This window comes from Pseudomonas sp. BIGb0558, from assembly GCF_024807515.1.
GTDB classification, from domain to species: Bacteria; Pseudomonadota; Gammaproteobacteria; order Pseudomonadales; family Pseudomonadaceae; genus Aquipseudomonas; species Aquipseudomonas yamanorum_A.
This window is the reverse complement of record NZ_JANUEW010000002.1, coordinates 281,909-296,860: the sequence shown is the minus strand read 5'-3', so window position 1 is coordinate 296,860 and position 14,952 is coordinate 281,909. Positions and strand designations below refer to the sequence as shown.

The window sequence follows — 14,952 nt, the reverse complement described above, 5'->3', positions numbered from 1 at the left end:
TGGGGCTTATTCGGCGAGGTCCTGCTCCTCAATGGTGAAGTTGTGGTTGGTGAAGACACAGATGTCGCCGGCGATACCCAGGGCCGTCTCGACGATTTCCTTGGCCGACAGGTCGGTTTTCTTCAGCAGTGCGCTGGCTGCGGCCTGGGCATAGCCGCCGCCGGAACCCATGGCGATCAAGCCTTCTTCGGGTTCAACCACGTCGCCGTTGCCGGTGATGATCAGGGAGGCGTCTTTGTTGGCGACGGCCAGCATGGCTTCCAGGCGGCTGAGGGAGCGGTCGGTGCGCCATTCTTTGGCGAGCTCGACGGCGGCACGGACCAAGTGGCCCTGGTGCTTCTCAAGTTGGCCTTCAAAGCGCTCGAACAGGGTAAAGGCGTCAGCGGTGGCGCCAGCGAAACCGGCGAGGACCTGGCCGTGGTACAGGCGACGGACTTTTTTCGCGTTGCCTTTCATCACGGTATTGCCAAGTGAAACCTGGCCGTCGCCGCCCATGACGACTTTGCCGTGGCGGCGAACTGAAACGATGGTGGTCAAGGGGAGAGTCTCCACGCTGCGGGGCGAAAATGCCCTGATGGAACTCATATGGGGGTGGCGGGGGGGATTTCAACTGTAGGACGGGAGGGCGGACGAGTGGTGCGAGTCCTGTAGGAGCTGGCTTGCCAGCGATGGCGGCCTCAAGAATCACACACAATTCAGAGGCCTCATCGCCGGCAAGCCGGCTCCTGCAGGGTTTCGGCGAGGCGCAATCAGCGGCTTTGGCGTTGTTGTAACAACAGGTTGCTAAACCCTGCGCCCGCCAGTTGTTTCTGCGCCACGGTCAGCTGTTCACGGTTGCTGAACGGCCCTACCAGCACGCGATACCAGGTCGCATCCTTAACCGTCCCGGACTCCACCGTCACCGCCTGCCCCAGCAGAATAATCTGCGCCCGCACGCGGTCCGCATCCGCCTGTTTCGGGAACGAGCCCGCCTGCAGGAAGAACTTGGTCACCGGCGCTGCCTTGGTGGTGGCAACCGGCGGCGGTGGCGGCGGGGTAATCCCGGCCAGTGCAGCCTGGGCCCGTGCGGTGTCGATTTTCGCCGCTTCCGCCGGGGTAACCGGTGTGGTCGGCACAGGCTGCGGCGTCGGCAAGGTTTTCTCCGGCACGGCGTCCGGCGGCACGATCACTTCCGATTCCGGCAGCAGCGTGTAGAAGTCGTACTTCGGCTTCACGGGCGCAGTCGGGCTAGGTGGCGTTTTGTTCGCCTCGGCCATTTTCGTAGCCTTCTGCTGCTCTTGCTTGACCCGTTTGACGTCATCGCCCTTGCCCGGGTCCAGTTTCATCAGGAACACCACAAAGGCGCCGACCGTCAGGCCGATCGCCAGCCACATCCAGCCCGGGATAGGTTTCTTCGCCGGTGCCTGGTAGCGGCTGGCGCCGCGCTTGGGTGCAGGTTTTTTCTTGGCAGCCAACTTACATACGCTCCAGAGTTTCCAGGCCCAACAGCTCCAGGCCTTGCTTGAGGGTCCGTCCTGCCAGTGCGGCGAGGCGCAAGCGGCTCTGCTTTTGGGCTTCATCGTCTGCGGTCAGGATCGGGCAGTTCTCGTAGAAGCTGGAGAACAAACCGGCGACTTCGTACAAATAGGTGCAGAGGATGTGCGGCGTGCCTTTTTCGCCGACGCTGTTCAGCACTTCGCCGAATTGCGCCAGCTTGGCGGCCAGTTCCTGCTCGTGCGGTGCTTCAAGGTTGATCTGGCCTTCGACTTCGCTCAAGTCCTTGCCCAGCTTGCGGAACACGCCGGCGACCCGGGTGTAGGCATACAGCAGGTACGGGGCGGTGTTGCCTTCGAAGTTGAGCATCAGCTCGAAGTTGAAGCTGTAGTCGCTGGTGCGGTGCTTGGACAGGTCGGCGTATTTCACCGCGCCAATCCCCACCACGCGGGCGATGTTGCGCAGGTCAGCTTCGGCCAGCTCCGGGTTCTTTTCCTTCACCAGGTTGTAGGCGCGGTCCTGGGCTTCGTTCAGCAGGTCGATCAGCTTCACGGTGCCGCCGTCACGGGTCTTGAACGGGCGGCCATCGGCGCCGTTCATGGTGCCGAAGCCCATGTGCTCCATCTGCATCGGGTGGGTCACGAAACCGGCGCGGCGCGCCACTTCGAACACTTGCTGGAAGTGCAGGGCCTGGCGCTGGTCAACGAAGTACAGGGCGCGGTCGGCTTTCAGCACGCCGCTGCGGTAGCGCACGGCGGCCAGGTCGGTGGTGGCGTACAGGTAGCCGCCATCGGCCTTGACGATGATCACCGGCAGCGGGTCGCCGTCGGCGGTCTTGAATTCTTCGAGGAACACGCACTGGGCGCCGTTGCTCTCAACCAGCAGGCCCTTGGCCTTGAGGTCGTTGACCACGTTGATCAGGTCGTCGTTGTAGGCGCTTTCGCCCATCACATCGGCCATGGTCAGTTTGACGTTGAGCAGCTCGTAGATTTCCTGGCAGTGGGACAGCGAGATCTCGCGGAAGCGGCTCCACAGCTCCAGGCATTCGGCATCGCCGGCTTGCAGCTTGACCACCAGGCCACGGGCGCGGTCGGCGAATTCTTCGGATTCGTCGAAACGCTTCTTGGCGGCGCGGTAGAAGTTCTCCAGGTCCGACAGCTCATTGCTGGTAATCGGGTTTTCCTGCAGATAGGCCATCAACATGCCGAACTGGGTGCCCCAGTCCCCCACGTGGTTCTGGCGGATCACGTCGTCGCCGAGGAACTCCAGGACCCGCGCCACGCCGTCGCCGATGATGGTGGAGCGCAGGTGGCCCACGTGCATTTCCTTGGCCAGGTTCGGTGCCGACAGGTCGATTGCCACGCGCTGTGCCGGGCCGGCCTTGCGCACGCCGATTTTGGCGTCGGCCAGGGCCGCGTCCAGGCGCGAAGCCAGGGCCTGGGTGTTCTGGAAGAAGTTGATAAAGCCGGGGCCGGCGATTTCCGCCTTGGTGACCTGCGGGTCGGCCGGCAGCGCGGCGATGATTTTTTCCGCCAGGTCGCGCGGCTTCAGGCCGGCGGGCTTGGCCAGCATCATCGCGATGTTGCTGGCGAAGTCGCCGTGGGTCTTGTCGCGGGTATTTTCCACCTGGATCGCCGGCGTCAGGCCTTCAGGCAACACACCTTCGTTGACGAGTTGGGTGAGGGCTTGTTGGATCAGCTGGCGAATGGTGTCTTTCATCGTGTTCTCTTTCGACCGCAAGCGGTGGCGCGCGATGCGCAGGTGGAAAAACTGGGCATTATCCGTGGCGAGGGCGGGCTTGCCAACCTTCGCTGGACCTTGACGGACGATTAACCTGTGGTGAGGGAGCTTGCTGTGGCGAGGGAGCTTGCTCCCGCTGGAGTGCGTAGCGCTCCCGGCTTTTTTGGGGCTGCTACGCAGCCCAGCGGGAGCAAGCTCCCTCGCCACAGGGGTTTAGTACAAATCTACCGGGTCTACGTCCAGCGACCATCTCACCTGGCGACCGCTGGGCATTTGCTCCAGGGCAAGTAACCAGCTGCTTAATAAACGATGCAGCGGGGCGCGGGCACTGGCTTGCAAGAGTAGCTGGGCGCGGTAACGCCCGGCGCGGCGCTCCATTGGTGCGGGTACCGGGCCGAGCAATTCGATGCCGGTCAGACCCAGTTCCCCCAGCAAACGTTCAGCCTCGCTGCACGCTTCATCCAGGAAACCTTCGGCCTGGCCCGGCTTGTGCGCCTCGGCCCGCAGCAGCGCCAGGTGCGCAAACGGCGGCAAACCGGCGGAGCGGCGTTCGCTCAGGGCTTGTTCGGCGAAGGCAAAGTAGCCTTGTTCTGTCAGTTGAATCAGCAACGGATGGTCGGCCAGGTGCGTCTGGATGATCACCTTGCCCGGCTCTTCGGCCCGCCCGGCACGGCCTGCGACCTGCACGATCAGCTGCGCCATGCGCTCGCTGGCGCGGAAATCCCCGGAGAACAACCCGCCGTCGGCATCCAGGATCGACACCAGGGTCACCCGTGGGAAGTGATGTCCTTTGGCAAGCATCTGCGTGCCCACCAGAATGCACGGCTGGCCTTTTTGGATGGTGGCAAACAGCTGATTCATCGCGTCCTTGCGCGAGGTACTGTCACGGTCGACCCGCAGCACCGGGTAATCCGGAAACAGAATGCCCAGCCTTTCCTCGGCGCGCTCGGTGCCGGCGCCCACCGGCCGCAAGTCGACTTTGCCGCACTGCGGGCAGTGGCGCGGCACTCGTTCCACATGCCCACAGTGATGACAGCGCAGCTCGCCGGAGCGCTGGTGCACGGTCATTCGCGCATCGCAGCGCTTGCACTCGGACATCCAGCCGCAGTCATGGCACAGCAGCGTCGGCGCAAAACCCCGACGGTTGAGGAACACCAGCACTTGCTGGCCTGCGGCGAGGGTCTGGCCGATGGCTTGTTGCATTGGCCCGGAAATGCCGCTGTCCAGTGGACGACTTTTCACATCCAGGCGCAGGAAGCGTGGCTGCTTGGCACCGCCGGCACGCTCATTGAGGCGCAGCAGGCCATAGCGCCCGGTGTAGGCGTTGTGCAGGCTTTCCAGGGACGGCGTGGCCGAACCCAGCACAATCGGGATGTTTTCCTGGCGGGCGCGCACCAGCGCGAGGTCGCGGGCGTGGTAACGCAGGCCTTCCTGCTGTTTATAGGAGCCGTCGTGTTCTTCGTCGATGATGATCAGCCCGGGATTTTTCATCGGGGTGAACAGCGCCGAGCGCGTACCAATAATAATGTCGGCCTCGCCGTCCCGGGCGGCGAGCCAGGATTCCAGGCGCTCGCGGTCGTTGACCGCCGAGTGCACCAGGGCGATGCGCGCGTTGAAACGCTGTTCGAATCGCGCCAGGGTTTGTGGGCCGAGGTTGATCTCGGGGATCAGCACCAGTGCCTGTTTGCCGGCTTCGAGGGTTTCGCGGATCAACTGCAAATAGACTTCGGTCTTGCCGCTGCCGGTGACGCCCGCCAGCAGGAACGCGTGGAAGCTGTCGAAACCGGCGCGAATCGCCTCGTAGGCCGCGCGTTGTTCGGGGTTGAGCGGCAGTTCCGGTTGGGCCAGCCAGTGTTCGTGGCGCTCGCCGGGTGCGTGCTTGCGGATTTCTACCTGCACCAAGCCTTTGGCCAGCAGCAAGTCCAGGCTGTCCTTGCTCAGCATCAGCTTGCTTAGCAGCTGATGGGCGACGCCGTGGGGATGCTGGGCCAATGTGGCCAGGGCTTCACGCTGGCGCGGGGCGCGGGCGATGCGCGGGTCGTCCATGCGCGCGCCCGGCACCATCGACCAGAAACGCTCCTGGCGCGCCTCGGCCAGTTCGCCCTGGCGCAACAGCACCGGCAGCGCCCAGCTCAACGTATCGCCGAGGCTGTGCTGGTAATACTGCGAGGTCCACAGGCACAGCTTGAACAGCGCGGGCGGCAGCGGTGGCGTGCTGTCGAGGATCGCTACCGCGGGCTTGAGCTTCTCGGCGGGCACTTCGCTGTAGTCGGCGACTTCCACCAGGATGCCGATCATCTCCCGCCGGCCGAACGGCACCCGTACGCGCATGCCCGGCTGCAACTGCGACCGCAATACGCCGGCAGGTGCCCGGTAATCGAACAGGCGGCGCAGGGGCGAGGGCAGGGCGAGGCGCAAAATGGCGTCGGGCACGCGGGGGTTCTCATATGACGGGCGGCGAAGAAGGGCGCGAGCCTAGCAGACCAGCGGTGGATGTGGGAGCCGGGCTTGCCCGCGATAGTGTCGGCACGGTGTACCTGAGAGACCACCGCGCCTGCATCGCGGGCAAGCCCGGCTCCCACAGGGCCTTGGTATGCCGCGCTTTTCTGATGAAAGGGGCCGTAGTGCTTCTTGCGCGTTTAAAAAGGTCTGGTAGAATCCGCGGCCTAATTACGTGCGGTATTCAACAATAGTGTTGATTGGCGGCACGCTAGCCTGAGGAATACACCATGAAAGCCGATATCCATCCAAACTATGTTGCCATCGACGTTACCTGCAGCTGCGGTAACAAGTTCGAAACCCGTTCGACTTTCGGCAAAGCTCTGCCAATCGACGTGTGCAACGAGTGCCACCCGTTCTACACCGGCAAGCAGAAGACTCTGGATGTTGGCGGCCGTGTTGATCGCTTCAAGACCCGCTTCGGTGCTTTCGGCGCTAAAGCTGCTCCTAAAGCCGAGTAAGGCTGGTCCGCTTGGATGGCCTGTATGGCTTGTCCTCGCTGATGAAAAAGGCGTCCCTTGCGGGCGCCTTTTTTGTGTCTGCGATTTGGCTGGCGCCCGCCCAGGCCGACGTGTTCTGCCCTGCGCCCTCGTCTCTTGCCACGTTCGACGTGCAGCGGGTGGTGGATGGCGACACCGTGCGCCTGAAGGACGGCCGCAGCGTGCGCATGATCGGCGTCAACGCCCCGGAAACCGGCAAGCAGGGCCGCACTGACGAGCCCTTCGCCGTGGCCGCCCGCGAGCGCCTGCAAAGCCTGGTGGATGCGAGCGGTGGGCGAGTGGGCGTGGTGCCGGGCCGGGAGAGCAAGGACCGTTACGGGCGCACCCTGGCGCATCTCTACGGCGCCGACGGCGCGAATCTGGAGGCGCAGTTGCTGGCCGAAGGCCTCGGCTTCCAGGTGGCGGTCGCACCGAATGTGGAGTTGGTTGCCTGTCAGCAGGCCGCCGAACGCAGCGCGCGTCAGGCCCGGCTGGGCTTGTGGCGCCAGTCACCGGTGGTAGAAGCGGCGAAAATCCAGCGCTCGGGCTTTGCCGTAATCGGCGGCCGGGTCAGCAAAATCGAGCGCAATCGGGGTGGAATCTGGATTGAGTTGCAGGATTCACTGGTATTACGCATTGCACCCAATCTGGTGGACCGGATCGACAGTTCGCTGTTAAAGGGTTTGCAGGGCCAGTCCATCGAAGCCCGCGGCTGGGTGCTGGACCGCTCGCGACGCGGCGGCCTGAAAAATGGCCAGGCACGCTGGCTGTTGCCACTGACCGATCCCGGCATGCTTCAACCGGCACCATAAGAAAAAAATTGTAGACATTTTTTCGTACGATTGTGAACAGTTAAGCCCTTGTATCCCGTGGCTCTTGGCCAAAAGTCGTAGGGCAGGGCCCTTGACACCTGTGACTGCCCAGTCTTGTAGGGGCTTTGCGACACGAGTATCCTCGGCGGTCCGTCGACCAACAGTAAAAGCGGAATGCCGATATGTCTGATTTGAAAACTGCCGCTCTCGAATATCATGCCCATCCTCGTCCAGGAAAGCTGAGTGTAGAGCTCACCAAAGCCACTGCCACCGCCCGCGACCTGTCGCTGGCCTACAGCCCTGGCGTTGCCGAGCCCGTACGTGAAATCGCCCGCGATCCTGAACTGGCTTACAAGTACACCGGCAAAGGCAACCTGGTTGCAGTGATCTCTGATGGCACCGCGATCCTGGGCCTGGGTAACCTCGGCCCATTGGCTTCCAAGCCAGTCATGGAAGGTAAAGGCGTGCTGTTCAAGCGCTTCGCCGGCATTGACGTATTCGACATCGAAGTCGATTCCGAAAGCCCACAGGCTTTCATCGACACCGTAAAGCGCATCTCCATCACCTTCGGTGGCATCAACCTGGAAGACATCAAGGCACCTGAGTGCTTCGAGATCGAAAAGGCCCTGATCGAACAGTGCGACATCCCGGTTTTCCACGATGACCAGCACGGCACCGCAATCGTTACTGCGGCCGGCATGATCAACGCCCTGGAAATCGCTGGCAAAACCCTCGGCGAAGCCAAGATCGTTTGCCTGGGCGCCGGCGCTGCAGCCATCTCCTGCATGAAGTTGCTGGTGAGCATGGGTGCCAAGCTGGAAAACATCTACATGGTCGACAGCAAGGGCGTTGTGCAGTCCGAGCGTACCGACCTGAACCAGTACAAGGCGATGTTCGCGCATCCGTCCTCCAAGCGTACCCTGGCTGACGCCCTCGACGGTGCAGACGTGTTCGTTGGCCTGTCCGGCCCGAACCTGCTGAGCGCCGAAGGCCTCAAGTCCATGGCGGCCAACCCGATCGTGTTCGCATGCTCCAACCCGGACCCGGAGATCTCCCCGGAACTGGCCCACGCCACCCGTAACGACGTGATCATGGCCACCGGCCGTTCGGACTACCCCAACCAGGTCAACAACGTACTGGGCTTCCCGTTCATCTTCCGTGGTGCCCTGGACGTTCGCGCCAAGCGCATCAACGAAGAAATGAAAGTGGCTGCCGCCAACGCCCTGCGCGAACTGGCCAAGCTGCCGGTGCCTCAGGAAGTGTGCGACGCCTACGGCGGCATCAAGCTGGAATTCGGTCGTGAGTACATCATCCCGAAACCAATGGACAAGCGCCTGATCACCCTGATCTCCGATGCCGTGGCCAAAGCCGCCATCGAGACCGGTGTGGCCACCCTGCCGTATCCGAAGCACTACCCGCTGCAAAGCGTGGATGATGTGTTCAACGGCTAAGCCGTTGTAGCGCACCAACAAAAAGCCCCGGCTCTTGCGAGCCGGGGCTTTTTTGTGGCTGGTTAAAACATTGTTCCGAGTGTTGCATCGTCCCTGTGGGAGCCGGGCTTGCCCGCGATGGGGGCAGGACAGTCAATACACCTGTCATTGACCCGCCGCTATCGCGAGCAAGCCCGCTCCCACAGGGGATTTGCGTTAGAACAAGTCGATCGGTGCCGCCTCATCCGCTGGCAGCGGGCTGCCCGGTGCAACACCGTTGCCCAGCTCGTTGACCGATGGCGGCGTGTCTTCGCTCTTGAACAGTTCGAAGTACGCATTCGGCGTGCTCGGCGCTGCCGCACGACCGCTGACCGGGTCTATCCGCAGGCTGAGGATGCCTTCCGGCTCAGGCTGGGTATGCAGCGGCATATCCTTGAGCGCGGCACCCATGTAGCTCATCCAGATCGGCAGCGCGACGGTGCCGCCGAACTCCCGGCGCCCAAGGCTTTCCGGCTGGTCGTAACCGGTCCATACGGTGGTCACGTAGTCGGCGTTGTAGCCCGAGAACCACGCATCCTTGGATTCGTTGGTGGTACCGGTTTTACCGGCGATGTCAGCGCGGCCCAGGGCCAGCGCGCGGCGGCCGGTACCCTTCTTGATCACGTCTTCCAGGATGCTGTTGAGGATGTAGGTGGTACGGCCATCCACCACTCGTTCGGCCACGGCCGGTGCTTGTGGCGCGGCAGGTGCGCCGGCTGCCGGGGCTTCGCCTGGTGTCGGCTCGATGGTAATGCCGCCGTTGGTCGGTGCTGCCTGACCGTCAGTGGCTGCAACGCCATTGACCACATCGCCCGGTACCCGCGGCGGGTTGGCGGTGAACAGGGTTTCGCCGCTGCGGCTTTCGATCTTGTCGATCAGGTACGGCGTGATCTTGTAGCCGCCGTTGGCAAAGGTGCTCCAACCGGTGGCGATTTCCATCGGCGTCAGCGTGGCGGTACCCAGGGCCAGGGACAGGTTGGGCGGCAGGTCCGATTTATTGAAGCCGAAGCGGGTGATGTAGTCGATGGTCTTGCCTACGCCCATGGCCTGCAGCAGGCGGATCGACACCAGGTTGCGCGACTTGTACAGCGCCTCACGCACGCGGATCGGGCCGAGAAAGGTGTTGGTGTCGTTCTTCGGACGCCAGACCTTGTCCAGGTACTCGTCGACAAACACGATCGGTGCATCGTTGACCAGGCTGGCGGCGGTGTAGCCGTTATCCAGGGCGGCGCTGTAGATGAACGGCTTGAAGCTGGAGCCCGGCTGGCGCTTGGCCTGGGTGGCGCGGTTGTAGTTGCTCTGCTCGAAGGCGAAGCCGCCGACCAGGGCGCGGATTGCGCCGTTCTGCGGGTCAAGCGACACCAGTGCGCCTTGGGCCACGGGCACCTGGCTGAATTTCAGGCTGTCGTCTTTCTGGCGTTGTACGCGGATCAGGTCACCGACCTGCGCCACGTCCGACGGCTGCTTGGGCATCGGGCCCATGCTGTTGGTGTTCAGGAATGGGCGAGCCCATTTCATGCTGTCCCACGACACATGTTCTTCGCCGGTGCGGGTCAGCACCTGCACGCCATCTTTCTTCACCTGGGTGACGATGGCGGGCTCAAGGCCGCTGATCGGGCGCTGTTTGCCCAGCTCGACGGTCCAGGCGCTGAGAGTCTTGCCCGGCAGGCGCGATTCAGGGCCGCGGTAGCCGTGGCGCTGGTCATAGGCGACAAGGCCGTCGTGCACCGACTTGTTGGCGATTTCCTGCAGGTTGCTCGGAATCGTCGTGGTTACGCGGAAACCTTCGGTGTACGCCTCACTGCCATAACGGCCGACCATCTCGGCCCGGGCCATTTCGGCGATGTACGGGGCATTCACTTCCGGCGTCGGCACGTGATAGCTGGCGTTCAACGGCTCGGCCACGGCACTTTCGTACGCCGCCTGGTCGATCTTGCCCAGCTTGTACATGCGGCCCAGGATCCAGTCGCGACGCTCTTTACTGCGCGCCGGGTTGGCCAGCGGGTTGAAGCGCGAAGGGGCTTTCGGCAGGCCGGCAATCATCGCCATCTGCGCCAGGCTGGCGTCACGAATCGACTTGCCATAGTAGACCTGGGAGGCCGCCTCGATGCCGTAGGCACGGTTGCCGAGGTAGATCTTGTTGACGTACAGCTCAAGGATTTCGTCCTTGGTCAGCTGACGTTCGATCTGCAGCGCCAGGAGGATTTCCGTGGCCTTGCGGGAAAAGCTGCGTTCGCTGGTGAGGAAGAAGTTCTTCGCCACCTGCATGGTGATGGTGCTGCCACCGGACTGAATGTGTCCGCTTTTTACCAACTGCGTGGCTGCCCGCACCAGGCTGCTTGGGTCTACGCCGTAGTGATTGGCGAAATTATCGTCTTCAGCCGACAGCAGGGCGTTGATGAAGTTGGGTGGAATGTCGGCGAAACGGATCGGGGTGCGGCGCATTTCGCCGAACTCCGCGATCAGTTTTTCATCGCTGCTGTAGACCCGCAAAGGAATCTGCAACTGGATACTTCTCAGGGCCTCTACGGAGGGCAAACCCGGACTAAGGTAGAGATAAGCCCCGCTGAGCACGAGCATCAGCCCGCAGACGATCGCGACAATGGAGTACCCGAAAAACTTCAGCAGACGAATCAAGGCTTTTGGATTTCCAAGGAAAAGAATGGGTTAGGCGTCGGGGCATGCACGGCAAGCGGTGGATCGACCCGGCCAGCAGATAAACGCGGGAAAAAACGCTGGGCATTAAAGCATTTTTCGGCTTCGGGCGTCATTCGCACCGCTCATACAAGCCGACCGAATGCATGAAGCCTGGCAACAATCAGTCCGTAAGACAGGGAAAGTTTTGGGGAGTTTTATGAGAAAGGGATTTTTCAGGCGAAAAGCCGATGCTGTCCTGGGCGTGGATATCAATGATGCCAGCGTCAGGGTAGTGCAGCTGGAGGCTTCAGTCAGCGGCTACAGCGTCCGGGCCTATGGCATGCAACAGCTGCCGGCCCATGCGGTGGTCGACAGCAGCGTGGTGGACTTTGATGTTGTCGCGCAGGCGCTTTCCCGGGCGCTGGCACAGGCGCGTACATCACTCAGGCATGCGGCGGTGGCGGTGGCCGGGCCTTCGGTGATCACACGTGTACTTGAGATGGAGGCCGGGCTCGCTGAGGCTGAAATGGTGCGTCGAATCCATGAGGAGGCGGACCAGTACATTCCGTATCCGTTGCAGGATGTGGCTATCGACTTTCAGGTACAGGCCCCGTCCGCCCGAGACCCCAAACGAATCGACGTGCTGCTTGTCGCCTGCCTGAAGGAGCAGGTGGAGGCCCGTGAGGCGGTTTTGGCCCTCGCCGGGCTGGCGACGCGGATCGTGGATGTCGAAGCATTTGCATTGGACCGCGCGGGCAGGCAGGCTTCGGGCAGCATCACGCCGGGCCGTCGTGTCGATGGCGCGCAATGGGCCGTGGATGCCCAGGGGATGGGAGTGGCCTGCGGGTTGGCCCTGAGGAGTTTCGACTGATGACACGAATCAACCTGCTGCCGTGGCGCGCAGAACGGAATGAGCGGCGGCGCAAGTATTTCCTGGTGTTCTTGCTGGCGGCTGCGGCGGTGGCGCTGGCCGCCGTATGGCTGGCTGACCAGGTGATCGACCGCGCGATTGATCGGCAATTGGCCCGCAACAGCCAGATGAGCCAGGCTGTTACCGGGCTGGACTCCAGGATCAAGGCCATTGACGGGTTGCATGAGCAGCGCCAGCAGTTGATGGAGCGGATGAAGGTTGTGCAGGGTTTGCAGGACGACCGTTCGGCGAGCGCCCAGTTGCTGGACCAGTTGGCCCGAGCGGTGCCGGACGGTGTGCAGTTGCGTGAAGTGAGCGTTGACGGTGGTTCTGTTTCGATCAGCGGCACCGCCGAATCGAATCAGGACATTGCTCGGTTCATGCGGGATCTCGAGGCTGCCGACGACTTGCAGGCGCCCCGGCTTCAGCGGGTTCGAGGCGCGCAGGATGGCGACGATAATGGCTTTCAGCTGACGGTTCGCCATGGTGATTCGCCTGAGGTGCGCCAATGAGAGGGGCGTCAGGCCTGGCCAGGCTGACGGAACTCGACATTGCCCAACTCTACCGAAACGCCGCCAACTGGCCACTGCCTGGCAAGGCATTGCTGGGTGGCGCGCTTGTCTGCGTGCTGTGGGTTGTGGGAAACACCTTCCACCTGAGCGGAGCGCGGGAACAATTGCGCCGGCTGGAAGCGCAGGCAGTGGCGCTTGAACAGCAGGTTGCGCTGAAAACCACCCAGGCGTCTGGTCTGGAGTCTCAGGCTCGCGAACTCGAAACCATGCGAGGCAACTTCGCCAACCTGTTGCGGCAACTGTCTGCAGAGGCCGAAGTGCCTGGCCTGCTTGAGGACATCAGCCACCTGAGTGCCGCCAATGGCCTGGTGCTGGAGGCCATCGAACTTCTGGATGACCAACCTCAACACCTGTTTATCGAATCGCCCATGCAAATAGGCGTTACCGGGACCTTTCACGATCTGGCGGCGTTGATCAATGGCTTGGCCGGCCTGCCCCGGATAGTCACGGTGCATGACTTGGCGCTCAATCATGTCGACCCTTCCGTGTTGCGCCTCAACCTGGTGGCCAAGACTTATCGCTACAACCCCCAGGCGGGTGATGATCTGCGGGAGTCATCGCAGGCGCCCACCGAAACCATGTCGCAACAGCCAGTGGCCTACGATTTTGCCTCCCTGCGTGATCCGTTTCAGCCGCCCTCTGGCCAGTTCGTGAGGCCCGTCGGGCGACCGGCTGCCGGACCGGATTTCGCCAGGCCCCGAGGCGTTCTCGAAGGCTTCGCCGTAGAGCAATTCGAGATGGTTGGGACCTTGTCCCTTGGTACCCAGACCTATGCCCTGTTGCGCGGGGCGTCGTCTATCCATCGCCTGGCAGTCGGCGATTACCTCGGCCCGGACCACGGGCGCATCACGGCGATTCATGACTCCCATGTCGAACTCGCCGAGCTTTTCCCGGATGGCCAGGGCGCCTGGCTGGAACGCTCGCAAACCCTTGCCCTGAACGTAAACTCATAACGGAAACAAACAATGAAAAGGACTTTTTCGTCCTTCGGTGTGGCGCTATGGATAGCGTTCACGGCACCGATGGTCATGGCTGTGCCCAATCGAATTGACCTGATCCACCTGCCGCCACCTGGCAATGTGCCCCTGAGCACTGAACGCTTGGTGTTTAGCGGCGAAAAGCTATCCCTCAACTTCCAGAACATCGAACTGCGTGCGGTGCTGCAGCAGATTGCCGACGTCGCCGGCCTCAATCTGGTGGCCAGCGATGAGGTGCAGGGTTCGATCACCCTGCGGCTCAAGGATGTGCCGTGGGACCAAGCCCTGGACCTGGTGTTGCAAACCAAGGGGCTGGACAAGCGTATAACGGCCAACGTGTTGCTGGTCGCGCCGGCCGAAGAGTTGGCCGCTCGCGAGTTGCTGGTGCTGGAGTCGCGCAAGCAAATGACGGAGTTGGCGCCGCTGCGTCGCGAGCTGCTGCAAGTCAACTACGCCAAGGCGGCGGACCTGGCCAAGCTGTTCCAGTCTGCCGTGGGCCTGGAGGGCGCAACCGAGGGGCGCGGCTCAGTGGCGGTGGATGACCGCACCAACAACATCATCGCCTACCAGACCCAGGAGCGCCTGGAGGAACTGCGCAGGATCGTGGCGCAACTGGATATTCCGGTGCGCCAGGTGATGATCGAGGCGCGGATTGTCGAGGCCAATGTGGATTACGACAAAAGCCTTGGCGTGCGCTGGGGCGGGCAGGCCAGCCGGGGCAACTGGAGCGCTGGCGGGATCAGGCCGCCGTTGGCAGAAGGTGCCGAGCCGCCCGAGACTGCGCCCAGCTCGCCGTTTGTCGATCTGGGTTCGATCAACGGCAGTGCCGGCCTGGGTGTCGCCTTTATCACCGATAACCTGCTGCTGGACCTGGAACTCACCGCCATGGAAAAAACCGGCAACGGGGAAATTGTCTCGCAGCCCAAGGTGGTCACCTCCGACAAGGAAACTGCGCGAATCCTCAAGGGCACCGAGATTCCCTACCAGGAGTCCAGTTCTACTGGCGCTACCTCGGTGTCATTCAAGGAGGCCTCGCTATCCCTGGAGGTGACCCCGCAAATCACCCCGGATGGCTGGGTGATCATGGAGGTCAAGGTCACCAAGGATGAGCCCGACTACCTCAACAAGCTCAACGACGTGCCGCCGATCAAGAAAAACGAGGTCAACGCCAAGGTGCTGGTCAAGGACGGCGAGACCATCGTGATTGGCGGGGTTTTCTCCAATACCCAAAGCAAAGTGGTAGATAAAGTGCCATTTTTGGGCGATGTGCCGTATCTTGGCCGCCTTTTCCGGCGGGATGTGGTTTCGGAGAAAAAATCCGAGCTGCTGGTATTCCTGACTCCGCGTATTATGAATAACCAGGCGATTGCTGTGAGTCGTTGAT

The 14,952-nt window shown here is 62.3% G+C and carries 11 protein-coding genes and 1 pseudogene; 7 read left to right on the top strand and 5 right to left on the bottom strand.

Features of this window, described 5'->3' with window-relative positions; all coding sequences use genetic code 11:
- Window positions 1-6: 6 nt before the first annotated feature.
- From hslV to M2400_RS04610, 4 genes are all read right to left on the bottom strand, one after another.
- A complete protein-coding gene (gene hslV, locus M2400_RS04625; protein ID WP_177041108.1) occupies window positions 7-537 on the bottom strand; it encodes an ATP-dependent protease subunit HslV in 531 nt (176 codons plus the stop codon).
- A gap of 212 nt (window positions 538-749) precedes the next feature.
- On the bottom strand, window positions 750-1,454 hold the full coding sequence (locus tag M2400_RS04620; protein ID WP_177041109.1) for an SPOR domain-containing protein: 705 nt from the start codon (window positions 1,452-1,454) through the stop codon (window positions 750-752).
- A gap of 1 nt (window position 1,455) precedes the next feature.
- On the bottom strand, window positions 1,456-3,192 hold the full coding sequence (gene argS, locus M2400_RS04615) for an arginine--tRNA ligase (RefSeq protein ID WP_259195244.1): 1,737 nt from the start codon (window positions 3,190-3,192) through the stop codon (window positions 1,456-1,458).
- A 234-nt stretch (window positions 3,193-3,426) separates the two neighbouring features.
- Window positions 3,427-5,646 (bottom strand): primosomal protein N', encoded by a 2,220-nt coding sequence (locus M2400_RS04610; protein WP_259195245.1) that lies wholly within the window; start codon window positions 5,644-5,646, stop codon window positions 3,427-3,429.
- 296 nt (window positions 5,647-5,942) lie between these two features.
- Between M2400_RS04610 and rpmE the strand changes: the two genes are divergently transcribed.
- The 3 genes from rpmE to M2400_RS04595 all read left to right on the top strand — a co-directional run bounded on the left by rpmE (window position 5,943) and on the right by M2400_RS04595 (window position 8,454).
- Entirely contained in the window at window positions 5,943-6,173 is a 231-nt protein-coding gene (gene rpmE / locus M2400_RS04605) for a 50S ribosomal protein L31 (protein ID WP_003209330.1), read from the top strand.
- 41 nt (window positions 6,174-6,214) lie between these two features.
- The gene (locus M2400_RS04600; protein WP_405046156.1) at window positions 6,215-7,003 is read left to right on the top strand and encodes a thermonuclease family protein; all 789 of its coding nucleotides are present in this window, start codon (window positions 6,215-6,217) and stop codon (window positions 7,001-7,003) included.
- A gap of 182 nt (window positions 7,004-7,185) precedes the next feature.
- Window positions 7,186-8,454 carry a malic enzyme-like NAD(P)-binding protein gene (locus M2400_RS04595; protein ID WP_177076036.1) on the top strand — a complete coding sequence of 423 codons (1,269 nt, stop codon included), beginning with the start codon at window positions 7,186-7,188 and terminating at the stop codon, window positions 8,452-8,454.
- Window positions 8,455-8,649: 195 nt separating this feature from the next.
- On the opposite strand, the gene M2400_RS04590 is transcribed toward M2400_RS04595, so the two are convergent.
- Complete coding sequence (locus tag M2400_RS04590) at window positions 8,650-11,106, bottom strand: penicillin-binding protein 1A (protein WP_371317248.1); 2,457 nt, start codon at window positions 11,104-11,106, stop codon at window positions 8,650-8,652.
- Window positions 11,107-11,326: 220 nt separating this feature from the next.
- Here M2400_RS04590 and pilM point away from each other — a divergent pair, with 220 nt between their 5' ends.
- The 4 genes and pseudogenes from pilM to M2400_RS04570 form a co-directional block, all read left to right on the top strand.
- Window positions 11,327-11,980 carry a type IV pilus biogenesis protein PilM gene (gene pilM / locus M2400_RS04585; protein ID WP_177041114.1) on the top strand — a complete coding sequence of 218 codons (654 nt, stop codon included), beginning with the start codon at window positions 11,327-11,329 and terminating at the stop codon, window positions 11,978-11,980.
- Window positions 11,980-12,531, top strand: coding sequence for a PilN domain-containing protein (locus tag M2400_RS04580; RefSeq protein WP_177041116.1), 552 nt, complete (start codon window positions 11,980-11,982; stop codon window positions 12,529-12,531). Before pilM ends, M2400_RS04580 begins: the two co-directional genes overlap by 1 nt.
- Entirely contained in the window at window positions 12,528-13,544 is a 1,017-nt protein-coding gene (locus tag M2400_RS04575; protein WP_259195247.1) for a pilus assembly protein PilP, read from the top strand. The genes M2400_RS04580 and M2400_RS04575 overlap by 4 nt, the downstream gene beginning before the upstream one ends.
- Before the next feature lie 156 nt (window positions 13,545-13,700).
- Window positions 13,701-14,951: pseudogene (locus tag M2400_RS04570) on the top strand (type IV pilus secretin PilQ); the annotation flags it as partial.
- Window position 14,952: the final 1 nt, after the last annotated feature.

Coding starts and splice junctions, on each gene's coding strand:
- M2400_RS04600 (WP_405046156.1), top strand. CDS start 6,215: ATGAAAAAGGCGTCCCTTGCGGGCGCCTTTTTTGTGTCTGCGATTTGG.
- M2400_RS04595 (WP_177076036.1), top strand. CDS start 7,186: ATGTCTGATTTGAAAACTGCCGCTCTCGAATATCATGCCCATCCTCGT.
- argS (WP_259195244.1), bottom strand. CDS start 3,192: ATGAAAGACACCATTCGCCAGCTGATCCAACAAGCCCTCACCCAACTC.
- pilM (WP_177041114.1), top strand. CDS start 11,327: ATGAGAAAGGGATTTTTCAGGCGAAAAGCCGATGCTGTCCTGGGCGTG.
- M2400_RS04575 (WP_259195247.1), top strand. CDS start 12,528: ATGAGAGGGGCGTCAGGCCTGGCCAGGCTGACGGAACTCGACATTGCC.
- rpmE (WP_003209330.1), top strand. CDS start 5,943: ATGAAAGCCGATATCCATCCAAACTATGTTGCCATCGACGTTACCTGC.
- M2400_RS04580 (WP_177041116.1), top strand. CDS start 11,980: ATGACACGAATCAACCTGCTGCCGTGGCGCGCAGAACGGAATGAGCGG.